This window comes from Streptomyces sp. NPDC002867, assembly GCF_053591895.1.
Genome location: NZ_JBSFUR010000012.1, coordinates 40,135 through 62,736, shown reverse-complemented (window position 1 = coordinate 62,736; position 22,602 = coordinate 40,135). Strand labels below are relative to the sequence as shown.

Annotated in this window: 23 protein-coding genes and 1 riboswitch; of the genes, 11 read left to right on the top strand and 12 right to left on the bottom strand. The window is 72.2% G+C overall.

What is annotated here, in order from left to right; all coding sequences use genetic code 11:
• Positions 1 to 60 precede the first annotated feature (60 nt).
• The 3 genes from ACWD0A_RS14550 to ACWD0A_RS14540 all read right to left on the bottom strand — a co-directional run bounded on the left by ACWD0A_RS14550 (position 61) and on the right by ACWD0A_RS14540 (position 2,224).
• Positions 61 to 456: a DUF3040 domain-containing protein gene (locus ACWD0A_RS14550; RefSeq protein WP_177152779.1), complete on the bottom strand. Its 396-nt coding sequence runs from the start codon at positions 454 to 456 to the stop codon at positions 61 to 63.
• Positions 457 to 703: 247 nt separating this feature from the next.
• Complete coding sequence (locus tag ACWD0A_RS14545; RefSeq protein WP_373429449.1) at positions 704 to 1,420, bottom strand: class I SAM-dependent methyltransferase; 717 nt, start codon at positions 1,418 to 1,420, stop codon at positions 704 to 706.
• A gap of 210 nt (positions 1,421 to 1,630) precedes the next feature.
• The gene (locus ACWD0A_RS14540; RefSeq protein WP_451297966.1) at positions 1,631 to 2,224 is read right to left on the bottom strand and encodes an SAV_6107 family HEPN domain-containing protein; all 594 of its coding nucleotides are present in this window, start codon (positions 2,222 to 2,224) and stop codon (positions 1,631 to 1,633) included.
• Positions 2,225 to 2,400: 176 nt separating this feature from the next.
• Between ACWD0A_RS14540 and ACWD0A_RS14535 the strand changes: the two genes are divergently transcribed.
• The 4 genes from ACWD0A_RS14535 (at position 2,401) to ACWD0A_RS14520 (ending at position 7,995) form a co-directional block, all read left to right on the top strand.
• A complete protein-coding gene (locus tag ACWD0A_RS14535; protein ID WP_451297964.1) occupies positions 2,401 to 3,249 on the top strand; it encodes an ATP-binding cassette domain-containing protein in 849 nt (282 codons plus the stop codon).
• Complete coding sequence (locus tag ACWD0A_RS14530; RefSeq protein WP_451297962.1) at positions 3,221 to 5,308, top strand: YhgE/Pip family protein; 2,088 nt, start codon at positions 3,221 to 3,223, stop codon at positions 5,306 to 5,308. Before ACWD0A_RS14535 ends, ACWD0A_RS14530 begins: the two co-directional genes overlap by 29 nt.
• 47 nt (positions 5,309 to 5,355) lie before the next feature.
• A complete protein-coding gene (locus tag ACWD0A_RS14525; protein WP_307715937.1) occupies positions 5,356 to 5,970 on the top strand; it encodes a TetR/AcrR family transcriptional regulator in 615 nt (204 codons plus the stop codon).
• A gap of 528 nt (positions 5,971 to 6,498) precedes the next feature.
• Positions 6,499 to 7,995 carry a phytoene desaturase family protein gene (locus ACWD0A_RS14520; protein WP_451297960.1) on the top strand — a complete coding sequence of 499 codons (1,497 nt, stop codon included), beginning with the start codon at positions 6,499 to 6,501 and terminating at the stop codon, positions 7,993 to 7,995.
• A gap of 55 nt (positions 7,996 to 8,050) precedes the next feature.
• Here ACWD0A_RS14520 and ACWD0A_RS14515 read toward each other — a convergent pair whose 3' ends face one another.
• From ACWD0A_RS14515 to ACWD0A_RS14490, 6 genes are all read right to left on the bottom strand, one after another.
• Entirely contained in the window at positions 8,051 to 8,917 is an 867-nt protein-coding gene (locus ACWD0A_RS14515; protein WP_451297958.1) for a hypothetical protein, read from the bottom strand.
• Positions 8,918 to 8,969: 52 nt separating this feature from the next.
• Positions 8,970 to 9,887 carry a methylenetetrahydrofolate reductase [NAD(P)H] gene (gene metF / locus ACWD0A_RS14510; RefSeq protein ID WP_451297956.1) on the bottom strand — a complete coding sequence of 306 codons (918 nt, stop codon included), beginning with the start codon at positions 9,885 to 9,887 and terminating at the stop codon, positions 8,970 to 8,972.
• 145 nt (positions 9,888 to 10,032) lie between these two features.
• The gene (gene thiE, locus ACWD0A_RS14505; protein ID WP_451297954.1) at positions 10,033 to 10,683 is read right to left on the bottom strand and encodes a thiamine phosphate synthase; all 651 of its coding nucleotides are present in this window, start codon (positions 10,681 to 10,683) and stop codon (positions 10,033 to 10,035) included.
• Positions 10,684 to 10,818: 135 nt separating this feature from the next.
• Positions 10,819 to 11,184: an Rv2175c family DNA-binding protein gene (locus tag ACWD0A_RS14500; protein ID WP_177152789.1), complete on the bottom strand. Its 366-nt coding sequence runs from the start codon at positions 11,182 to 11,184 to the stop codon at positions 10,819 to 10,821.
• Positions 11,185 to 11,228: 44 nt separating this feature from the next.
• A complete protein-coding gene (locus ACWD0A_RS14495) occupies positions 11,229 to 12,467 on the bottom strand; it encodes an NAD(P)/FAD-dependent oxidoreductase (protein ID WP_451297952.1) in 1,239 nt (412 codons plus the stop codon).
• Between the two features lie 9 nt (positions 12,468 to 12,476).
• A complete protein-coding gene (locus ACWD0A_RS14490; protein ID WP_451297950.1) occupies positions 12,477 to 12,836 on the bottom strand; it encodes a hypothetical protein in 360 nt (119 codons plus the stop codon).
• An 82-nt stretch (positions 12,837 to 12,918) separates the two neighbouring features.
• Positions 12,919 to 13,031: riboswitch (TPP riboswitch) on the top strand.
• Here ACWD0A_RS14490 and thiO point away from each other — a divergent pair.
• The 6 genes from thiO to ACWD0A_RS14460 all read left to right on the top strand — a co-directional run bounded on the left by thiO (position 13,029) and on the right by ACWD0A_RS14460 (position 19,326).
• Entirely contained in the window at positions 13,029 to 14,207 is a 1,179-nt protein-coding gene (gene thiO / locus ACWD0A_RS14485) for a glycine oxidase ThiO (protein WP_451297948.1), read from the top strand. (Overlaps the previous riboswitch by 3 nt.)
• Complete coding sequence (thiS, locus tag ACWD0A_RS14480) at positions 14,204 to 14,404, top strand: sulfur carrier protein ThiS (protein WP_451297946.1); 201 nt, start codon at positions 14,204 to 14,206, stop codon at positions 14,402 to 14,404. The genes thiO and thiS overlap by 4 nt, the downstream gene beginning before the upstream one ends.
• Before the next feature lie 5 nt (positions 14,405 to 14,409).
• Entirely contained in the window at positions 14,410 to 15,204 is a 795-nt protein-coding gene (locus ACWD0A_RS14475; RefSeq protein ID WP_451297944.1) for a thiazole synthase, read from the top strand.
• Between the two features lie 649 nt (positions 15,205 to 15,853).
• Entirely contained in the window at positions 15,854 to 17,785 is a 1,932-nt protein-coding gene (gene pknB / locus ACWD0A_RS14470) for a Stk1 family PASTA domain-containing Ser/Thr kinase (RefSeq protein ID WP_451297942.1), read from the top strand.
• A gap of 6 nt (positions 17,786 to 17,791) precedes the next feature.
• Positions 17,792 to 18,670: a deoxyribonuclease IV gene (locus tag ACWD0A_RS14465; protein WP_451297940.1), complete on the top strand. Its 879-nt coding sequence runs from the start codon at positions 17,792 to 17,794 to the stop codon at positions 18,668 to 18,670.
• A gap of 92 nt (positions 18,671 to 18,762) precedes the next feature.
• Positions 18,763 to 19,326, top strand: a complete 564-nt coding sequence (locus tag ACWD0A_RS14460) for a DUF4396 domain-containing protein (RefSeq protein ID WP_451297938.1) — start codon at positions 18,763 to 18,765, stop codon at positions 19,324 to 19,326.
• A gap of 38 nt (positions 19,327 to 19,364) precedes the next feature.
• On the opposite strand, the gene ACWD0A_RS14455 is transcribed toward ACWD0A_RS14460, so the two are convergent.
• The gene (locus ACWD0A_RS14455; protein ID WP_177152798.1) at positions 19,365 to 19,997 is read right to left on the bottom strand and encodes a sulfite oxidase-like oxidoreductase; all 633 of its coding nucleotides are present in this window, start codon (positions 19,995 to 19,997) and stop codon (positions 19,365 to 19,367) included.
• A gap of 154 nt (positions 19,998 to 20,151) precedes the next feature.
• Here ACWD0A_RS14455 and bfr point away from each other — a divergent pair, with 154 nt between their 5' ends.
• The gene (gene bfr, locus ACWD0A_RS14450; protein ID WP_307715924.1) at positions 20,152 to 20,631 is read left to right on the top strand and encodes a bacterioferritin; all 480 of its coding nucleotides are present in this window, start codon (positions 20,152 to 20,154) and stop codon (positions 20,629 to 20,631) included.
• 41 nt (positions 20,632 to 20,672) lie between these two features.
• Here bfr and ACWD0A_RS14445 read toward each other — a convergent pair whose 3' ends face one another.
• Complete coding sequence (locus tag ACWD0A_RS14445; RefSeq protein ID WP_307717874.1) at positions 20,673 to 20,930, bottom strand: (2Fe-2S)-binding protein; 258 nt, start codon at positions 20,928 to 20,930, stop codon at positions 20,673 to 20,675.
• A gap of 165 nt (positions 20,931 to 21,095) precedes the next feature.
• Positions 21,096 to 22,442: a class II 3-deoxy-7-phosphoheptulonate synthase gene (locus ACWD0A_RS14440; protein WP_451298129.1), complete on the bottom strand. Its 1,347-nt coding sequence runs from the start codon at positions 22,440 to 22,442 to the stop codon at positions 21,096 to 21,098.
• Positions 22,443 to 22,602: the final 160 nt, after the last annotated feature.

Genomic DNA, 22,602 nt, shown 5'->3' with positions numbered 1-22,602 from the left:
GAGGGGCGACGCTCTACGCGTCGCCCCTCATCCGTGCGTGTCGGTCCGGCAGCCGCCGGATCACTGGCCCTGTTGCTCGTCCCGGCGGCGCTGCCACCGCTGTTCGATCCTGTCCATCATCGACCTTCGCGGGTGGGACTGCCGGCGCCCGGCCGAACCTCCGGGAGCCTGCTGCTCGCCCGGCTTGGGCGCCTTGCGCCACCCGGTGACCGCGAGAACCGCGCAGCCGAGCATCACGAGGAAACCCACGACGCTGACCCAGATCTGCTGCGCGACCATTCCGGCCATGAGGAGCGCGATACCCACCAGGAAGCCTGCGACTGCCTGGTAGACCCGTCGCCGGGTGTACGTACGCAGCCCGCTTCCCTCGAGCGCTGTAGCGAACTTGGGATCTTCGGCGTACAGCGCTCGCTCCATCTGCTCGAGCATTCGCTGCTCGTGCTCCGAGAGCGGCACGGAGTCCTCCTCGTCGTCGGTCGCGGGGGCGACCGGTATGCGGCCCTTTCAGGATAGGCAGGGATTCGCCCCCGTGAAACCCGCCCTCTCACCAAACCAGTCCGGGCCGCCATGCCCGATCGAAGCTACTGAGGCGTTGATTCCCCAACCTCCGATCCGTCATGCCGGACGGTGTCCCCCGATCATACGGGGCGAAGCCCACGATCGGGGGGTCTGTGCCGTAGTCCATCTGCGGCTGCGCCGCTGATCAGCCGCGCTTCTCTCCCAGGACGTGCAGCTGGGTGGCCACGGAATGGAAGGCGGCGAGTTCGGCGGCAGCCTCCTCAAGCTTCAGGAGCGCTTCCAGGGCCCCGGGCTCTGTGTCCACCAGGACCCCGGGGACCAGGTCGGCGAAGATCCGCACGCCGTGGACGGCGGAGACCTCCGCCCCGGCACCGGCGACCAGCTCCGTGAGCTGGTCGGCGGTGAACCGGCGCGGCACCGGGTCGCCCGCACCCCAGCGCCCGTCGGGGTCGCTCAGTGCCTGGCGCGCCTCGGTGAAGTGACCGGCCAGCGCCCGGGCCAGGACCGCCCCGCCGAGCCCGGCGGCGAGCAGGCTGATCGCGCCGCCCGGACGCAGGGCGTCCACGGCGTTGCGCACGCCCTCGGCCGGGTCGTCCACGTACTCCAGGACGCCGTGGCACAGCACGGCGTCGAAGCTGCCGCGCTCGACCACGTCGAACACGCCGTGGACGTCTCCCTGGACGCCGCGCACCCGGTCCGCGACCCCGGCCTCGGCCGCCCTGCGCTCCAGGGCGAACAGCGCGTTGGGACTGGGGTCGACGACGGTGACGCGGTGGCCGAGGCGGGCGAGGGGCACCGCGAACTTACCGGTGCCGCCGCCGGTGTCGAGGACGTCCAGGGAGTCCGTACCGACCGCCTTGACCCGGCGGTCGATGGCGTCCCTGAGGACTTCCCACACCACGGCGGTGCGGAGCGAGGCGCGGGAGGGTCGCGATGGGGTCTCCCCACCGGAGGCAGGGGAAGGATCCGGCACGGCAGTTGACTCCTCGGGCGATGTGCTGGTGAGACGCCGTCCACCCTATTGCCTCCGCCGGTCCGGCAGCGCCCCGTCCCGTCTCATGGCTCCTCCCGGCTCATGACTCCTCCCTCCCGTCTCATGGCTCCTCCCGGCTCATGACTCCTCCCTCCCGGCCGGTCCCGCCGGCCCGCCGGTCGCACCGGGCCGCTGCACCGCCTGTGACGGCTGATGCGGGTGCTCCGCCCTCGGCTGGGGCAGCACCGGCTGCAGCACCAGCAGCCGCTCGACGAGGCGCAGGAACATCGCGGCGTCGCGCAGCAGGTCGTCGGCGTCACGGGCGCTCGCCGCGCCCCGTATCCCCGCCTCGGCCCGGGCCCGGCGCTCCGCCCCCGAGGCGAAGAGCAGGCTCCACTCGGCCAGCTCGGGCGCTATCTCGGGCAGGACCTCCCAGGCGCTGCGGATGCGCTGCCGGCGGCGGGGGTTGGTCTCCGGCCGGCCACGGGCGGCGAGCACGGCGGCGGCCGTGCGCAGGGCGGCGAGATGGGCTGTGGCATAGCGCTCGTTCGGCACGTCCAGGACGGCGGCCTCCTCGAGACCTGCGCGCGCCTGGGCGAGCAGATCGAGGGCGGCGGGCGGCGCCGAGGCCCGTCGCAGGACGGGGTGGACGTCGTGGGCGGGACCGGTCAGTGAGGGGGCAGGGCCGGTGGCGCGGCGCTGGGACGCGGCAGCTGCGGAGTGGCTGGCCATGACGAGCCTCCTGTCGTCGTGTGACGGCACTGTGGCCGTATGTGTCCATCGTGAGGGTCACCACTGACAATCCGCCCCGACCTGCGACTTTGCCTCGATCACCGGTTCGGGGTACTTTTGAACTGACCAGTCAGTTCAAAGAATGGGTGGCAGTGCGCGAACAGGGGGTGGGGGCCGTGGAGAGCCCGCACGGGGCGGCGGTGGCCGCCGATGGGTTCGGACTCAAGGGGCCACGCGGCTGGGCCTTCCGCGGGGTCGGCATCGAGGCCGCGCCCGGGTCGCTCGTCGCGATCGAAGGCCTGTCGGGGTCGGGACGCACGTGCCTGCTGCTCGCGCTCACCGGCCGGATGCGCCCCTGCGAGGGCCGTGCCGAGGTCGGCGGGCTGGAGCTGCCGCGCAGGATGGCCGCCGTCCGGCGGATCAGCGCGCTCGGACCCGTGCCGGGCGTCAGCGATCTCGATCCCGCGCTGACCGTCGCCGAGCACCTCCGTGAGCGCGCTCTGCTGCAGCGCCGCTTCGACGGCTCGCTGCGCGCGCTGCTGCGTCCGCGCGCCGAACGGGCCGCCGAGGCGCGCGGCCGTGTCGACCGCGCCCTGGAAATGGCGGGGCTGGACATGGCCGCGCTCCCCAAGCAGGAGCGGACGGCCGTGCGCGACCTGGAACGGCTGGAGGAGCTGCGCCTGTCCGTCGCGCTCGCGCTGATCGGCCGCCCTCGGCTGCTCGCCGTCGACGACATGGACCTGAAGCTCTCGGACGCCGACCGCGCGGAGGCGTGGGCGCTGCTGCGCGCGGTCGCCGGGGGCGGCACCACCGTGCTGGCGGTGTGCAGCCAGGCCCCCCAGGACGCGACGGTCATCCGCACGACCCCCGCGCAGGCCGGGGACGCCGGCGAGCCCGCCGAGGCCACTCACGCCGACGAGGACCCGAAGGCCACTCACGCCGCCGAAGCCATGCCTCGCGGCGATCACAAGGACACGACCGAGGAGGGGGCGGCCGATGCGCTCGCCGAAACTGGCCGCGCTTGAGCTGAGGCGCTTCGGCAGGGGAAAGCTGCCGCGCGCCGCTCTCGTCGCCGTACTGCTGCTGCCGCTGCTGTACGGAGCGCTGTACCTGTGGTCCTTCTGGGACCCGTACAGCCGTCTCGACAAGATCCCCGCCGCCCTCGTCAACGACGACAGGGGCGCGACCGCCGACGGCAAGAAGGTCCGTGCCGGTGACGAGATAACGGAGGGCCTGCGCGACAGCGAGGTCTTCGAGTGGCACGAGGTGAGCGACGCCGACGCCCGCAAGGGCGTCGAGGACGGCACGTACTACCTCTCGCTCACCATGCCCGAGGACTTCAGCCGGCGGATCGCCTCCAGCTCGGGCGACTCCCCCGAGACGGGCGCGCTCCGGGTCCGTACGAACGACGCCAACAACTACATCGTCGGGCAGATCTCCCGCACGGTGTTCTCCGAGGTGCGCACGGCCGCGTCGACGAACACCTCGCGCGGCTTCCTGGACCGCATCTTCATCTCGTTCTCCGACATCCACGACGCCACCGCCGAGGCGGCCAAGGGCGCCGACAAGCTGAAGGACGGTGTCGGCAAGGCGAAGAAGGGCTCGAAGGACCTCGCCGACGGCCTCAAGGACGCGAAGGCCGGCAGCGGGAAGCTCGCCGGAGGCATCACCAGACTGAACAAGGGCGCCGGCGAGCTGGAGACCGGTTCCCGGCAGGTGGCGGCGGGCACCCAGGAGCTGGCCGACAAGGTCAACGGCATCGCCGCCGACGTCCGTCCGTACCTCAAGGACAACGGCAGGACGATCGGCGACACCGCCCGCCTCGTGGCGGACTCCTCCCGCGCGGTGCGCCACAACCTGGACATCCTCGCGAAGCACGCCCCGGCCACGGCCCGGCTGGCCCACAAGTCGGCCGACGAGCTGAGCGAGATGTACCGCACGCGCTGCGAGGAGAACCCGCTCCCCGACCCCAGCTTCTGCCCCGCCCTGAAGCGCGCCGAGGTCACCGCGGCCGACGTGGCGGCGATCGCCGACGACGTGAACGCGCTCGTCGCCGACAACAACGGCGATCTGAAGGCGATGACCGGTCACCTCAAGAAGCTCGAGAAGCAGGCGGACGACCTCGCCGCCCGCTCCCCGGGGCTGGACGAGGACCTGGAGTACGCCGTCGGCAAGATCAACGAGCTCAACAAGGGCGCGCACAAGGTGGCCCGCGGAGCGGACCAGCTGCATACCGGCCTCACCAGCGCGAAGACCGGTTCCACGGACCTCGACGCGGGCGTCGGCCGGCTCAAGAAGGGCGCGGGCGAACTGGACGGCGGGCTGTTCCGGCTGTCCGGAGGTTCCAAGGATCTGGCGGGCGGGCTGCACGACGGCGTCGGCAGGATTCCGGACTACGACGAGAAGGACCGCGACCGGCGAACGGAGGTCATGGCCGACCCGGTCCAGCTGGCCGCCCAGTCGCTGCACAAGGCGCCCAACTACGGCACCGGCTTCGCGCCCTACTTCATCCCGCTGTCCCTCTGGGTGGGGTCGATGGTCGCGTACATGATCATCCAGCCGCTGAACCGGCGGGCGCTCGCCGCGGGCTCCTCCGCCTGGCGGATCGCGCTGGCCGGCTGGCTGCCGGTGGCCGCGATCGGTCTGCTCCAGGTCGCCGCCCTGATGTCCGTGCTGCACTGGGGACTCGGGCTGCGTGCCGCGCGGGCCGCGGGCACCGTCGCCTTCCTGGCACTGGTCACCTGCTGCTTCGCCGCGATCATCCAGTGGCTCAACGCCCGCTTCGGCGCGGCGGGCCGGATCCTCGTCCTCGCGGTGCTGATGCTCCAGCTGACCAGCGCGGGCGGCACCTACCCGGTCCAGACGAGCCCGGCGTTCTTCAGCGCCGTCCACCCGTTCCTGCCCATGAGCTACGTCGTGGAGGCGCTGCGCCGGCTCATCACGGGCGGCGGTATCGGCCCGGTCTGGCAGGCGAGCGTCGTGCTCGCCGCCTTCACGGCGGGTGCCCTCGCACTCACCGCGGTCTCCGCCCGGCGCAAGCAGGTGTGGACACTCGACCGGCTGCACCCGGAGCTGAGTCTGTGACCGCGGTGCGACCTGTGAGAGCGGTGCGACCTGTGAGAATCGACGCCATGGACAGCACGAGCACCAGACGCCGGGCGACGCGTGCCAAGCTCTACGAGGCCGCCGTGACCCTCATCGCCGAACAGGGGTTCTCCGCCACCACGGTGGACGAGATCGCCGAGCGCGCCGGGGTCGCCAAGGGCACGGTGTACTACAACTTCAAGAGCAAGACCGAGCTCTTCGAGGAGCTGCTCCGCTTCGGTGTCGGCCTGCTGACCTCCTCGCTTCAGCGGGCGGCGGACGAGACGGCCGAACGCGGCGGCACCAAGGTCGAGGCGCTGGACGCGATGATCAGGGCCGGTCTGGTGTTCATCGACCGCTACCCGGCCTTCACCCAGCTGTACGTGGCCGAGCTGTGGCGCACCAACCGGGCCTGGCAGTCCACACTGCTCGTCGTCCGGCAGGAGGCGGTGGCCGTCGTGGAGAGGGTGCTGCGGGAGGGCGTCGAGGCGGGCGAGCTGAGCGACGAGATCGACGTCCCGCTCACGGCCGCCGCTCTGGTCGGGATGGTGCTGGTGGCGGCGCTCGACTGGCAGGCGTTCCAGCGGGAGCGGTCGCTCGACGACGTGCACGGGGCGCTGTCGCTGCTGCTGCACGGAAGGGTGAGCGGCCGACGCGACTGAGCGCGAGGGCCCGGGCCGGATGTTCCGGCCCGGGCCCTCGCGTACGTCCCCCGTGTCCCCCCGTGTCCCCCGTTCCTCCCCCGGTTCCCCCGTTTCCCCTGTCCCCCGTTCCCCCGTGGTCCGGAGAGCCCGTCCCCCGTCCTTCCCCCGTGGTCGTGGGCTCTCCGGCGTTCTCCCCGTTCCGGCAGGGGTGCCGCGCCGTTCCGAAGCCCCGTGTCGTCGGTGCCGGCGCCGCGCCCCTCCCGTGGTCCCCACTCTTCCGTCCGCGCAGGTGGGAGCCCATCCGCGCGGGTACTCATCTCAGCACCTAGGTACGGATACTCAGCCCTGTGTGCTCATCCCCACCCCGCACCGCCTCGGCCTGGTCACGATCGCGTCCGTGTCCGTACTCCCCCTCGTCCTCACCAGCGGCTGGGCCGCAGGGGTCAACGCTGGGCATCGTCACAGCGGCCGAAGCGCATGGCGGCCGCGGGCGTGGTCCACAGGCCACGGGAATGAGTGTCGGCGGCGGTCGATAGAGTCGGCCGCATGGCACGAATTGCGGTGATCGGCGCCGGCATGGGCGCGATGGCGGCTGCCGCCCGGCTGGCCACGGCGGGCCACCGGGTGACGGTGTACGAGCGGTCGGCGACCCACGGAGGTTCAGTGGGCCGCCTCGATCGCGACGGCTTCGCCTTCGACACCGGGCCCGGTCTGCTCCACCTGCCCGCCGTGTGGCGCGATCTGTTCGTCAAGACGGGCAAGGAGCCGCTGGAGCGGTGCGTCGATCTGGTCCAGGTCGATCCGGCGAGCCGGCACGTCTTCCCCGACGGCACGGACGTGTCTTTGCCGAACGCTTCGCGGTCCGGCATCGTCTCCGCGCTCGACGCCGCCCTGGGGTCCGGTGCCGGTGAGCGCTGGGGCGAGTTCCTCGGGCGGGCCCGCGAGACATGGGAGCGCTCACGGCGGCCGCTGCTCGAGGAGCCGCTGCCCGCCGACCGCTCGCCGCTCTCCCGGGACCCCTATCCGGCGCTGCGCCGCGGCCTGTTCCGGCGTCCGGCCCGCACGCTCGGCGAGATCGGCGAGCGGGAGCTGTGCGATCCGCGCCTGGCGGCGCTCCTGGGCAGCCATGCCGTGGCGTACGGGCTGGACCCCCGCACCGCGCCGGCGTCGGCCGCCGTCCTGCCGTACATGGAGCAGACCTTCGGCTCGTGGTACGTGAAGGGCGGCCTGCGCGCGCTCGCGGACGCGGTGTACGAGCGGTGCCTGGCCCGGAAGGTGGAGTTCGTCTTCGGGGCGGCGGTGACCGGCGTGCTGGAGAAGGACGGCCGGGCGGCGGGCCTGGAGCTCGCTTCCGGCGGCCCCGTCGAGGCGGACGTGGTGGTCTGCGGCGCTCTGCTGCCCTCCCTGTTCGAGGAGCACATCGGGCAGCCGAGCCGCCGGGAGGAGTGGCCGCACTGGCAGCCACGGGTGCGGACCGGGCGGGTGAGCGTGCACCTGGCCCTGCGGGGCGGCCGGGAGGCCGCTGCCGTGCACCGCACCGTGGTGCACGCGCCGGACCCGGCGGCCGAGTGGGGCGCGATCGCGGCCGGGCGCACTGCCCCCCGCCCGACGGTGACGGTCCTGCGGCCCGACGACCCGCTGCTGCGGCCGGACGGCGACCACGAGAGCGTCACGCTGGTCTCCACCGTGCCGAACGGCCTGCACGGCGGGCAGACCTGGGCGGAGGCCGCCGAGCAGGCCGCCGACCGGATGGTGGAGGCGGCCGAGGCCGCGGTGCCGGACCTGCGCGAGCGGATCCTGTGGCGCGAGGTGCGCAGCCCCGAGGACACCCGGCACGCCACGGGCACGGACCGGGTCCCGGCCCCGGCGCTCGCGGGCGCGTCCGGCGCCTTCCTGCCCGCGGCGAACGCCGGGAACCTGCCCGGCCTGTACGTCGCCGGGGGCTGGGCGCACCCGGGCGGCGGGCTGGCGCATGCGGGGATGTCGGGGGCGCTCGTGGCCGGGCTGATCGTGGAGGGCGCGGAGTTCCGCGGTTCGCAGTGAGACGGAGCGTGCGACAGGGCCGGTGTGATCGCCGGCCCGTGGCCGCGCGGGCGACTCAGTAGCGGTACTGCTGCTCGTTGTGGCCGGATCCCGCGTCGTAGCCGTACGGCGACGGCTGTTCCTGCGGCATCGGGGGGATCTGCTGGTCGCCGTCGCGCTGCTGGGGGACCCAGACCCCGCCCGGCGGCGTGTCGCCGTAGTGCTGCGCGTACGGGTCGGCGTAGGGCTGCTGCGCGCCGTAGGCGTCGTAGCCGCCGTAGGAGGCCGCGTACTGCTGTCCGCCCGCGTACGGGTCGGAGTAGGCCGGGTACTGCTGGCCGGATCCGTAGTCGTAGTGGCTGCCGTCGGCGGGCTGCTGGGGCTGACCGTGGTCGCCGTACGCGTCGTACGCGTCGTAGCCGGTGGGGGCGGCGCCGTACGGGGCGTAGGGCTGATGCGGTTCCTGTTCCTGCTGCCGTGCCGCGTAGGCCTCTGCGGTGTATATGCCGTACTGACCGGTTTCGTCGGGCAGCGGCTGGGGCTCGTAGACCTCGGGCGCCTCGGGGGCGTGCGGCGGCTCGGAGGACTCGTAGGACTCATAGGACTCGTAGGAGAGGTCCGAGACCTCCAGCGTCGGCTCGCGCTCGGTGTCCGCAGGGGCGGACCTGCGGCGCCTGCTCACCCCCGGGCTGCCGCCCAGCGCCCAGCCCGTGGAGAAGCCGCGCCGGAAGGAGAGGGTGACGTACGTCTGGCCGACGGCGAAGGCGGCCGCACCGAGCGCGATCACCACGACGGAGGGCAGCAGCACGCCCACGACGACGCCGAGGAACCCTGCGAAGGCCAGAACGCGCCAGCGCAGCCGCGCCTTGTACTGCAGCAGCACCTCACCGAGCAGCCACAGCGCGACGATGCCGAACGCGATGTAGAGGACCGTCCAGCCCATGCCCGCCCCTCTCCTGCGGCCGCCGCCCGGGGTTTGTGGCGGGTGTGGCCGGTCACGACTGCTGGTGCAGTCCGAGATTCTCGTGGATCTCGAGCGTCGCCGTGGAGTTGTTGAGCGTGATGAAGTGCAGTCCCGGGACACCCTCGGACAGCAGCCGTGCGCAGAACTCCGTCGCGAACTCGATGCCAGTGGAGCGTACAGCGGCCGGGTCGTCCTTGACCGAGAGGATCCGGTCCCGGAGTGATTCGGGGAAGGCGGCGGTGCTCAGCTGCGGGAGCCGCTCCAGCATCTTCACGCTGGTCACGGGCATGACCTCGGGGATGATCGGGGTCTCGCAGCCCGCCGCGGCGAGGCGGTCACGGAGCCGGAAATAGTTTTCGGGCTCGAAGAACATCTGTGTGATGGCATAGTCGGCGCCCGCGCGGCACTTGTCGACGAAGTGCCGGATGTCCGTGTCCCAGTCGGTGGAACGCGGGTGCATCTCCGGGAAGGCCGCGACGCCGACGCAGAAGTCGCCGGACTCCTTGATGAGCCGGACCAGTTCGGCGGCGTATGTCACGCCCTCAGGGTGCTTGCCCCACTCGCCCATCGGGTCGCCGGGCGGGTCGCCGCGCAGCGCGAGGATGTTGCGGATGCCCGCGTCGGCGAACTGGCCGACCATGTTGCGCAGTTCGGCGATGGAGTGGCCGACGGCGGTGAGGTGGGCGACGGGGGTGAGGGTGGAGTCGGCGGCAATCTTCTGCGTCGCCTTCACGGTGCCGGCGCGGGTGGAGCCGCCGGCGCCGTAGGTGACGGAGACGAAGTCGGGCGCGACCGCCTCGACCCTGCGCAGCGCGTTCCAGAGGTTCTTCTCGCCCTTGTCCGTCTTGGGCGAGAAGAACTCGAAGGAGTACGTCGTCTCGCCTGTCGCGAGCATGTCGCGCACGGTGCGCGCGCGATCCGTCCTGGTGGAAGCAGTGCCGAGGGCCATACGGGCAGGTTAGCCAGGCCCAGCGGGTCACCCAACCAGATCAGGGGATTTTGTCGCCTTTTGTCCGTCTAGTGTCCACACTCTGGACACTCGTGAGACACCCCGGCGGTTCCGTCGGCCTTCGATGCCCGTGCCCGCCGCCCGGTCAGGCGCTGCGCTCCCTGATCCGCTTCGCCAGATCGGCGGCCGCCGCGGCAGGATCGTCGGCCTCCGTGATCGCCCGTACGACCACGACCCTGCGCGCCCCCGCGTCCAGCACCTCGTCCAGGTTCGACGCGTCGATGCCGCCGATCGCGAACCAGGGCCGGTCGCTCCCGAGCGAGGCCGCGTAGCGCACGAGACCGAGGCCCGGGGCGAAGCGGCCGGGCTTGGTGGGGGTGGGCCAGCAGGGGCCGGTGCAGAAGTAGTCGACGCCGGGCTCGGCGGCGGCCGCGTCCACCTCGGCCTCGGCGTGCGTCGAGCGGCCGATGAGCACCCGGTCGCCGAGAATCGCCCGCGCGGCGGGGACGGGCAGGTCGCCCTGGCCCAGGTGCAGCACGTCCGACCCGATGGCGTGGGCCACGTCCGCACGGTCGTTGACCGCGAGGAGCTTGCCGTGGCGCCGGCAGGCGTCGGCGAAGACCTGGAGGTGCTCCAGCTCCTCGCCCGCCTCCATGCCCTTGTCGCGCAGCTGGACGATGTCGACGCCGCCGGCGAGCACGGCGTCCAGGAACGCCGCCAGGTCGCCCTGGCGCTTCCGGGCGTCCGTGCACAGATACAGGCGGGCGTCGCCGAGCAGTTCGCGAGCCGTGGACATGGTGCTTCCCCCCGCTGGATGGGTGATGAACGGCGCGCGGGTGCGGGCCGGGGCCGTGCGGCTCCCGCCCGCACCGCGCGCTCCGATGGTTCGGGACGAGGCCGTCCTGTCAGGACGGGGACGTCGGGACGGACGTCAGACGGCGAGCGCCTGAGCCCGGCGCTTCACCTCCGTGCCGCGATTCTCGCTCAGGGCCTGCGCCGGGGTCCCCGGCAGGGTCGGGTCGGGAGTGAACAGCCACTCCAGCATTTCTTCGTCGGTGAAGCCGTCGTCCCGCAGCAGCGTCAGGGTCCCGGAGAGGCCCTTGACCACCTTGTTGCCGTCGATGAAGGCGGCAGGCACCTGCAGTGTCCTGTTCTCACCACGGCGGACGGCGATCAGCTGGCCCTCCTTGACCAGCTGCCGCACACGCGTCACCTCGACATCGAGCATTTCCGCGATGTCGGGCAGGTGGAGCCAGGCGGGGACGAGAGCATCAATTTTTGCGTCAATCTCGGTCACAGGAACAAGCCTGCCATCTTGGACTGACAGCCGGTAGCCGACTCCTACGCGGTCGCCGCCTTCAGGGGGACGGACGGGTCGGCGGCCCGGCCGGGATCCAGTCGCGCGCCTGACGCCACGAGCCTGCGGCCCTGTGCCAGGTCACGCGGCCTGTCGACGGCGAGCAGCGCGACCAGCACGCCCTCCCGCAGCCACAGCACCGACCAGTCGGCGTCCACGGCCGGGTCGCCGCGCCACAGCAGCGTGTCGCCCGCCGGGTGGTGGCCCGCGTACTGCACGAAACGCCCGAACTGCTCCGACCAGAAGTACGGCACCGGGTCGTACACCTGAGGCTCCGGGGCGGCCCCGAGGATGTTGGCCGCGACCGCGCGCGGACCCTGCAGCGCGTTGTCCCAGTGGTGGACGAGCAGCCGGGTGCCGTAGCGGCCCGAGGGGTAGGAGGCGCAGTCCCCCACGGCGTACACGTCGGGCGCGGAGGTACGCAGGTGCCGGTCGGCGACGACGGCCCCGTCCGGGCCCAGCTCGATGCCGCTGCCGACGAGGGCGGCGGTCGCGGGCCTGGCGCCGATGCCGACGACGACGGCGCCGGCCGCGATCCTGCGCCCCGATCCGGCCAGCACCACCGTGCCCGGCTCGACGGCGGCCACCCGCTCGCCGGTGAGCAGCTCGGCACCCGCCTCGGCGTACCAGCGGGCCATGGGCGCCGCGACCTCGGCGGGCAGCGACCCGGCCAGCGGACGGTCGGCCGCCTCGACGACGGTCACCGCGCAGCCCGCCTCGCGCGCGGCGGTCGCGAACTCCGCGCCGATCCAGCCGGCCCCGACCACCACGATGTCGTGCTGCCGCGCGAGCACGGGCCGCAGCCGGTCCGCGTCGTCGAGCGTGCGCAGCAGATGGACGCCCGGGACGCCCGCGGCCCCGGGCAGGGCGACGGGTTCGGCGCCGGTGGCGAGGACGAGGACGTCGTACGGGACGGGGCCGGCGGCGGTCTCGACCTCGTGCGCCCCGGGGCGTACGCCGGTCACCTCACAGCCGAGCCGCAGGTCGACGTCGAGCGCGTCGAAGTCGATGTCGAACGCGGAGCCCTCCGCCGTACCGAGCAGGATCGCCTTGGAGAGCGGCGGCCGGTCGTACGGCTGGTGCGGTTCGGCGCCGATGAGGGTGACCGGTCCGGTGAAGCCCAGTTCGCGCAGGGCGACCGCGGTCTGCACCCCGGCCATGCCCGCGCCGACCACGACGACCCGTCGCCCGTCCCCGGCCTGCTCGTGCGTGTGCTCGCTCACCGGGCCACCTTAAGCTTCTGACGCATCATCAGGCAGCAGTTGCTCGACGACGCTGGTCCCGCTGCCCTCCTGCGACTCCCACTCCCAGGTCTCCTCCAGGCGCACCCGCCCGTCGGGGAGTTCGACGACGGTGGACAGGCAGTGGCCGCTGGACGTCCCGCCGTCCGTCTTCAACTGGACATAACGGAAGTCCAGCCGGTCCCCCTCGCGCGTGCCCACGAGGTGGCCGCGTACCACGTCGCCGCCCTCGTACTCGGCCCAGATCCGCCCCTGCTGCTCGTGGTAGAGGAACCGGGTGCGGGTGCCGACCTGGCCCGGGGCCTGGTCGGCCACCGGAGCGAGCACCAGTCCGTCGAGCGATATCGCCACTGCGTCCACCTCCTGCGCACCCGCGCCGGGGGACGGCGGCTCCCTTACTGCGCGCCTGGGCGTGGGGTTAGGGTGGCCACCGTAAGGCACTCGCGGGAGCCCGGACGCACCGGGCTGAGAGGGAGGCTGGCCGGCCTCCGACCGTACGAACCTGATCCGGGTCATGCCGGCGAAGGGAGGGGCTGGACGCCCATGTCTCGTACACCAGACGCACCCGACGTCCTCGTCGTCGGGGGCGGGATCATCGGCCTGGTCACGGCCTGGCGCGCGGCGCAGCGCGGGCTGCGCGTGGCCGTCGCCGATCCGGAGCCCGGCGGCGGGGCCGCGCGGGTCGCGGCGGGCATGCTGGCCGCCGTCACCGAACTCCACTACGGCGAGCAGACGCTGCTCGGCCTGAACCTCGAATCGGCCCGGCGCTACCCGGCGTTCGCCGCCGAGCTGGAGGCGGCGAGTGGGCGGTCGGTGGGCTACCGCGCGTGCGGCACTCTCGCCGTCGCCCTCGACGCCGACGACCGCGCGCACCTGCGGGAACTGCACGCCCTGCAACGCCGTTCGGGCCTGGAGTCGGAGTGGCTGACCGGTCGCGAGTGCCGCCGCCTGGAGCCCATGCTCGCGCCGGGGGTCCGCGGCGGTCTGCGCGTCGACGGGGACCACCAGGTGGATCCGCGGCGGCTCGCCACGGCGCTGGTCGTCGCCTGCGAGCGCGCCGGGGTCGACTTCCGCCGCGCCTGGGCGGAGCGGCTGGTCGTCGTGCACGACCGCGCCGCGGGTGCGGTCCTGGACGACGGAACGGAAGTCGCCGCCGGCCAGGTGGTGCTGGCGGGCGGCAGCCTGAGCGGCCGCCTCGGCGGGGTGCCGGACGACGTCCTGCCTCCCGTACGGCCGGTGAAGGGCCAGGTCCTGCGGCTGACGGTGCCGGGCTCGTACGCGCCGTTCCTGTCCCGCACGGTGCGCGCGGTGGTGCGCGGCAGCCACGTCTACCTGGTGCCGCGTGAGAACGGCGAGCTCGTGGTCGGCGCGACCACCGAGGAGCTGGGCTGGGACACGACCGTCACCGCCGGCGGCGTGTACGAACTGCTGCGGGACGCGCACGAGCTGGTGCCCGGCATCACCGAACTGCCGCTGACCGAGACGCGCTCCGGGCTGCGCCCCGGCTCCCCCGACAACGCGCCGATTCTCGGATTCACCGAGATGCCAGGGCTGTTGCTCGCGACCGGCCACTACCGCAACGGCGTGCTCCTCACGCCCGTGACCGGCGATGTGCTCGCCGACGCGCTCACCAGCGGGCGGCTACCGGACCTCGCCGGCCCGTTCAGCCCCCGCCGGTTCGCCCCCGCCGGCGCACGCGTACGACAGGAGCAGCCCGCATGAACGTCTCCGTCAACGGCGAGACCCGCGAGCTCGCCGACCGCACCACCCTGGACATCGTGGTGGCGGCCCTCACGGCGGCCCCCTCGGGCGTGGCCGCCGCCGTCAACGAGACCGTCGTCCCGCGCAGCCAGTGGGCGGGCACCCGGCTCGGCGACGGCGACCGTGTCGAGATCCTCACCGCTGTGCAGGGAGGCTGAGCGCCATGGCCGACGACCGTCTCACCATCGGCGGCACCACCTTCACCTCGCGACTGATCATGGGTACGGGCGGGGCGCCCAGCCTCGACGTCCTGGAACGCTCACTGATCGCGAGCGGCACGGAACTCACCACGGTCGCGATGCGGCGTCTCGACCCCACGGTGCAGGGCTCCGTCCTGTCCGTCCTGACCAGGCTGGGCATCCAGGTCCTGCCGAACACGGCCGGCTGTTTCACCGCCGGCGAGGCGGTTCTGACGGCGCGGCTCGCGCGGGAGGCGCTGGGCACGGACTGGATCAAGCTGGAGGTCGTCGCGGACGAGCGCACGCTGCTGCCGGACGGCGTGGAACTGCTGGAGGCGGCCGAGACGCTCGTCGACGACGGTTTCACGGTCCTGCCGTACACCAACGACGACCCGGTGCTGGCGCGGAAGCTGGAGGACGTGGGCTGCGCGGCGATCATGCCGCTGGGCTCGCCGATCGGGTCCGGGCTCGGCATCCGCAACCCTCACAACTTCCAGCTGATCATCGAGCAGGCGGGCGTCCCGGTGATCCTGGACGCGGGCGCGGGCACGGCGTCGGACGCGGCGCTGGCGATGGAGCTGGGCTGCGCGGCGGTGATGCTGGCGTCGGCGGTGACGCGGGCGCAGGAGCCGGTGCTCATGGCGGAGGCGATGCGGCACGCGGTGGAGGCGGGCCGCCTGGCACACCGGGCGGGCCGCATCCCCCGCCGCCACTTCGCGGAGGCGTCGTCGCCGGCGGAGGGCCGGGCGGCCCTGGACCCGGAACGCCCGGCGTTCTGAGTCCGGCGGGGTGCGGGGCCGCCGCCCTTCTGGGGTCCGCCCCGGCCCTGCGCCTCACACGCCCGGCGGGGGCGTGGTCCGCTGCGCGGGCATGTTCCCCACCCCGCCCCTTCCCGAACCGGGGCTCAAGCGCCGGCGGGGCTGGATTTCGCCGCGCGAAGCCGGCCCGTCCGGGCGCACTCCCCCGGCCGCAGGCCGTACGGCGCCTGAGGGCTGACCATGCACGACGGGATAGCCCACGGCCGCAGGCCGTAGGCAGCTGGATCTCGCCGCGCGAAGCCGACCCGCCCGGGCGCACCCCCCGGCCGTGCGGGGCGGGATAGCCCACGGCCGCAGGCCGTAGGGAGAGGTTGCGGGCACGGTCGCCGACCGTACGGGGCCGGCTTGGCCCAGTCGGGGGCGGCTCGCCCCATGCGGGGCCGGGGTACCGACGGCCGCCAGGCCGAAGGGCAGATCGAGGGCACGGCCGCAGGCGTGGCGGGGGCCTGCGGCCTGCCCAGTTCGGGATGGGGGTACCGCCCACGGCCGCCAGGCCGTAGGGGAGGGCGGGTGGGGAAAGTCCCTGCAGGTTCACGACAACCGTCACAGGTGCGCTGCAAGCGGTTCCGGCGCGGACAGGGCGAACGGTCCCGCCTCGTAGAATCGCCGAGTGGACACGACCCTCTCAGACCCCCTCGTCGGGCAGGTGCTCGACGGCCGCTATCGCGTCGACGCGCGTATCGCCGTCGGCGGCATGGCCACGGTCTACCGGGCCGTCGACACCCGGCTCGACCGGGTCCTCGCGCTCAAGGTGATGCACCCCGAGCTCGCCACCGACGCGACGTTCGTGGAGCGGTTCATCCGCGAGGCCAAGTCCGTGGCCCGGCTGGCGCACCCCAATGTCGTCGGGGTCTTCGACCAGGGGGCCGAGGGCGCGTACGTCTATCTGGCGATGGAGTACGTCGCCGGCTGCACCCTGCGCGACGTCCTGCGCGAGCGCGGCGCGCTCCAGCCGCGGGCCGCGCTCGACATCCTGGAGCCCGTGCTCGCCGCGCTCGGCGCCGCGCACCGGGCCGGTTTCGTGCACAGGGACATGAAGCCCGAGAACGTCCTGATAGGGGACGACGGCCGGGTCAAGGTCGCCGACTTCGGGCTGGTCCGCGCGGTCGGCTCGGTCACCAACACCTCCGGCACCGTGCTGGGCACCGTCTCGTATCTCGCGCCCGAGCAGATCGAGTACGGCACGGCCGACACCCGCGCCGACGTGTACGCGTGCGGTGTCGTGCTGTACGAGATGCTCACGGGCGGCAAGCCGCACTCCGGCGACACCCCTGCCCAGGTGCTCTACCAGCACCTGAACGAGGACGTCCCCGCTCCGTCCGCCCTCGTGCCGGGCCTCGCCGTCGAGCTCGACGACCTCGTGGCGAGCGCGACCGCCCGCAACCCCGACATCCGGCCGCATGACGCTGTCGCGCTCCTGGCGCAGGCCCGTGAGGCGCGTGCCGCGCTCGGTGACGAGCAGCTGGACGCGGTGCCGCCACAGGCCCGCGGCGAGGGCGCCCCCGCGGACACCGCCCCGGACGACGCGCCTACGGACGTGATCCTCCGCGCGCTGCCCCGCGAGGAGCCCGAAGTCCACCACACCGCGCGGCTGACCATGCCGCCGCCCTCCGCGCGGCCGCCCGAGAGGCCCGGTCCCGCAAGAGGCCCGCTCGCCCGCCGCGGCGTGCTCGCCCTGGTCGTCGCCGTCGTCGCGTTCCTCGGCATCGGCGCGGGCGTCTGGTACATCAACTCCGGCCAGTTCACCCGTGTCCCGGCGCTGATCGGCAAGACGGAGAAGGACGCCCGTCGGCAGCTCGACCGGGCCGGTCTCGAAGCGGGCAAGGTCCGCCACGACTTCAGCGAGACGGTTCCCCGCGGCTCGGTGATCAACAGTGATCCCGCCGCGGGCGAGCGCATCCGTGGGAACGGCTCGGTCACGCTGATCGTCTCGCGCGGCCCGAAGATCGTGAAGGTGCCGGAGGTCGCCGGCAGGCCGCTCGCCGAGGCGGAGCGCGAGCTGCGCAGGGCGGGCCTGGCGCCGGGTGTGGTGACCCGGGAGTTCGACGACACCATTCCCCAGGGCTCGGTGATCAGCACCGATCCGGAGCCGGGCAGCAGCCGCAGCCCGGACAGCGCGGTGTCGCTCGTGGTCAGCAAGGGCGCGCCGATCGACGTCCCGGACGTCACCGGGGACTCCGTGGAGGACGCCACCGCCGAGCTCGAAGAGGCCGACCTGAAGGTGAAGGTGGCCGCCGGGCGGATCAACTCGCCGCACGAGGCGGGTGCGGTCGCGCGGCAGTCCGCCGCCGAGGGCACTCGGCTCGCCGCCGGTGACACGATCACGCTCACGGTGTCCAAGGGACCGAGGATGGTCGAGGTTCCGGACGTGGTGGGCGACAGCGTCGACGACGCGACCGCGGATCTGGAGGCGGCGGGCTTCGTGGTGGACGTGGAGAAGAGCTTCCCGTTCCTCGGCGAAACGGTCGAGAGCCAGTCGGTGGCGGGCGGCGACGAGGCCCCTGAGGGCAGCACGGTCACCATCAAGATCAAGGGACTCTAAGTGCTCATGCGCAATCCCGTCGGCGGCCACGTCCCCGTGGCCGGCGGCCTGGCCACGACCGGCCTTGCCTACGCGCGGGAACTGGAGGCGGAGGCCGTGCAGGTCTTCGTGGCCAATCCGCGGGGCTGGGCCACGCCCGTCGGGAATCCCGCGCAGGACGAGAAGTTCCGCGCGGAGTGCGCTGCCGACGGGCTCTCGGCCTGGGTGCACGCCCCGTATCTGATCAATTTCGGTTCGCACACCGAGGCCACCGTCGAACAGTCGGTGATCTCGCTGCGTCACTCGCTGCGCCGGGCGCGGCAGATCGGCGCCCGGGGTGTCGTCGTGCACACGGGTTCGGCGACTGGGGGCACCTCCCGTGCCGGAGGCCACGGGGGAGGCCGCAGCCGCGAGGTGGCCCTGGCGCAGGTGCGGGAGCGGATGCTGCCGTTGCTGGACGAGCTGACGCACGAGGACGACCCGTACCTGCTGCTGGAGTCCACGGCGGGCCAGGGCTCGTCGCTCTGCTACCTGGCCTCGGACTTCGGACCCTACTTCGAGGCGCTCGACGCACACCCCAGGCTGGGGGTCTGCCTGGACACCTGCCACATCTTCGCGGCGGGGCATGATCTGGCCGCTCCGCAGGGCGTGGCGCGGACGCTGGACGAGCTCGTGGCGACGGTCGGGGAGGGCCGGCTGAGGCTGATCCACGCCAATGATTCGAAGGATGTGGTGGGGGCACACAAGGACCGTCACGCGAACATTGGCGCGGGACACATCGGCGAGGAGCCGTTCCGCGAGCTCATGGCCCATCCCGCCACCGACGGTGTGCCGCTGATCATCGAGACACCGGGCGGCAAGGAGGGGCACGCGGCGGACGTGGCGCTGCTGAAGAAACTTCGCTGACGGCTCTCCGGCGAGCCATTGAGGAATACCCCTGGGGGGTATACGGTTGTTGCTGTCGGCAGGAACCGCTACCTGACGTTGGGGGCATCGCCATGAAGCACGAGACGCACGCACACCGCACCGGGCACGACCACGCGGCCCACGGCCGGGCCGCCCAGGACCCGCACGGCGCCCACCACGGGCACGACCAGTCCGCTCACGCCCACCACGGCGGCGGCAAGGTCAGCTGGTCCATGGCGGCCAAGGCCACGCTGCACTGCCTCACGGGGTGCGCCATCGGCGAGGTCCTCGGCATGATCATCGGTACGTCCCTGGGCTGGGGGAACGCCCCCACCATGGCGCTGGCCATCGTCCTGGCCTTCTTCTTCGGCTACTCGCTCACCCTGTGGGCCGTCGTGCGCGCGGGTCTGGGCCTGAAGGCCGCGATCGGCGTGGCGCTGGCCGCCGACACGCTGTCCATCACCGTCATGGAGATCGTCGACAACGGCGTCCTGCTGCTGGTGCCCGGCGCGATGGACGCCCACCTGGCGGACGGACTGTTCTGGGGCGCGCTCGCCTTCGCGTTCCTGATCGCCTTCCTGGTCACGACCCCCGTGAACAAGTGGATGATCGGCCGCGGCAAGGGCCACGCGGTGGTCCACCAGTACCACCACTGACGCCGCCGCCCCGCAGCGTCCGGGACGGCCCCGAGTCCTCAGAACTCGGGGCCGTCTCCCGGTTCCTCCTGGTAGGAGTAGCGCTGTTCCTTCCAGGGGTCGCCGACGTTGTGATAGCCGCGCTCCTCCCAGAAGCCGCGGCGGTCGGCGGTCATGTACTCCACGCCACGGACCCATTTGGGCCCCTTCCAGGCGTACAGGTGCGGCACGACGAGCCGCAGCGGGAAGCCGTGTTCGGCGGTGAGGAGCTCACCGTCCTTGTGCGTGGCGAAGATCGTGCGTTCCGCGACGAAGTCGGACAGCCGCAGATTCGCACTGAAGCCGTACTCGGCCCAGACCATGACATGGGTGACGGCAGGCGCCGGCGGGGCGAGCTCCACGATCGTACGGGCGGACACACCCCCCCATTCGGCCGCCAGCATGCTGAACTTCGTCACGCAGTGCAGATCGCCCACGACGGTACAGAAGGGCAGCGCCGAGAACTCCTCATGGTTCCAGCAGCGCTTGTCGCCGTCCGCGGTGGCGCCGAAGACCCTGAACTCCCAGCGGTCCGGCTTGAACTTGGGGACGGGGCCGTAGTGGGTGACCGGCCAGCCGCGCTGCAGTCGCTGTCCCGGCGGAAGCTCGGACTCCTCTGGTGCGCGGTATTCCCGGCTCTCCGGCTGACCCATGCCTCCAATGGTGACAGACCGGGAGGGGTGGTCATGACCAGGTCTGGGCCGATTCGGGCAACTCCTACTAAGGAGGCACTTACTGGACGACCCCTTGCCGCGATGCAAGGATGCGCGCACCTGCCCAGTCATACGCGCGGAAGGAGCCTCTGCGATGCAGGGCGACCCCGAGGTCATCGAGTTTCTCAACGAGCAGCTGACTGCCGAATTGACCGCGATCAACCAGTACTTCCTGCACGCGAAGATGCAGGAGAACTTCGGTTGGACGAAGCTCGCCAAGTACACCCGGGCCGAGTCCTTCGACGAGATGAAGCACGCCGAGGTCCTCACCGACCGCATCCTCTTCCTGGAGGGCCTGCCGAACTACCAGCGCCTGTTCCACGTGCGGATCGGGCAGTCGGTCACCGAGATGTTCCAGGCCGACCGGCAGATCGAGGTCGAGGCGATCGACCGCCTCAAGCGGGGCATCGAGGTCATGCGCACCAAGGGCGACATCACCTCGGCGAACATCTTCGAGTCGATCCTCGCGGACGAGGAGCACCACATCGACTACCTCGACACCCAGCTGGAGCTGGTCGAGAAGCTCGGTGAGTCGCTCTACATCGCCCAGCTGATCGAGCAGCCGGACAGCTGAGGACGGTGTCCGCGCACACCCGCGCGCGGGCCCGGCCAGACTCAGGCGGCCTCGTCGAGAGCGGGACGGGTCCCGGCCGTCGGATCGGCGGCCAGCACGGCGGCACTGCTGCCGTTCTCCAGCAGTTCGCGGCGGGGGCACGCCCCGCGGCCGAGCAGCCCCTGTATCCGGCGCACGCACGAACCGCAGTCCGTCCCGGCCTTCGACACGGACGCAATCTGGCGGGGGGTGCAGGCACCGGCCTCCGCGTGTTCCTTGACCTGCTTCTCCGTGATGCCGAAGCACGAGCAGACGTACACGCGGTTCACCTCCCGGGGATCGAACGGGATCGATAAGGGGCGCCGTCCCGATTGATCGGTGAGGCTAACCTAACCTTACCCGCCGCCCGCGGGTCGCAAAAGCCCGGGATACGACGGTGGGGCGCGGATCACATCGATCCGCGCCCCACCGTCGTCAGGCCGTCACTACTGGTCGCGGTACATCTCCGCCACCAGGAACGCCAGGTCCAGGGACTGGCTGCGGTTGAGCCGCGGGTCGCACGCCGTCTCGTAGCGCTGGTGCAGGTCGTCGACGAAGATCTCGTCGCCGCCGCCCACGCACTCGGTGACGTCGTCGCCGGTGAGCTCGACGTGGATGCCGCCCGGGTGGGTGCCGAGCGCCTTGTGGACCTCGAAGAAGCCCTTGACCTCGTCGAGCACGTCGTCGAAGCGCCGGGTCTTGTGGCCGGACGCCGCCTCGAAGGTGTTGCCGTGCATCGGGTCGGTCACCCAGGCCACGGTCGCGCCCGACGCGGTCACCTTCTCGACCAGCTCGGGAAGCTTGTCGCGGACCTTGTCGGCGCCCATGCGGACGATGAACGTCAGCCGGCCGGGCTCGCGCTCCGGGTCCAGGCGGTCGATGTACGTCAGCGCCTCGTCGACCGTCGTCGTCGGGCCGAGCTTGATGCCGATCGGGTTGCGGATCTTCGACGCGAACTCGATGTGCGCCCCGTCCAGCTGGCGGGTGCGCTCACCGATCCAGACCATGTGGCCCGAGGTGTCGTACAGCTGCCCGGTCCGGGAGTCGACCCTGGTCAGCGCTGACTCGTAGTCCAGCAGCAGCGCCTCGTGGGAGGCGTAGAACTCGACCGTGCGGAATTCCGCCGGGTCGGTGCCACAGGCCTTCATGAAGTTCAGCGCGTTGTCGATCTCGCGGGCGAGCTGCTCGTAGCGCTGGCCCGACGGCGACGACTTCACGAAGTCCTGGTTCCAGGCGTGCACCTGGCGCAGGTCGGCGTAGCCGCCGGTGGTGAAGGCGCGCACGAGGTTCAGCGTCGACGCGGACGCCTGGTACATGCGCTTGAGCCGCTCCGGGTCCGGGATCCGGGCCGCCTCGGTGAAGTCGAAGCCGTTGACGGAGTCGCCCCGGTAAGTGGGCAGGGTGACGCCGTCGCGGGTCTCGGTCGGCTTGGAGCGGGGCTTGGAGTACTGGCCGGCGATCCGGCCGACCTTGACGACCGGCACGGAGGCGGCGTACGTCAGCACGGCGCCCATCTGGAGCAGGGTCTTGAGCTTGTTGCGGATGTGGTCGGCGGACACGGCGTCGAAGGCCTCGGCGCAGTCGCCACCCTGGAGCAGGAACGCCTCGCCCTTGGCGACAGCTCCCATCCGGGCGCGCAGCTGGTCGCACTCGCCCGCGAAGACGAGCGGCGGATACGACTCGAGGTCCGCGATCACATCGCGCAGAGCCTCGGCATCGGGGTACTCGGGCTGCTGCGCCGCGGGCAGGTTTCGCCAGGTGTTGCCACCGGTAGCGGTGGTCTTAGCGTTCACGGTCACGTCGTCAACAGTACGGGGTCGGGAGCGCTGTCCATGTCGCCGCTCAGCAGATGAGACGCCCCGGGTCCATCGTTGTCATGCCCCGGTGTTAGCCTCAGGCGCTTGCGACCGGGCGGGGAGCCACGGTCGCCATCACTTCGGAGCCTGCAGGGGT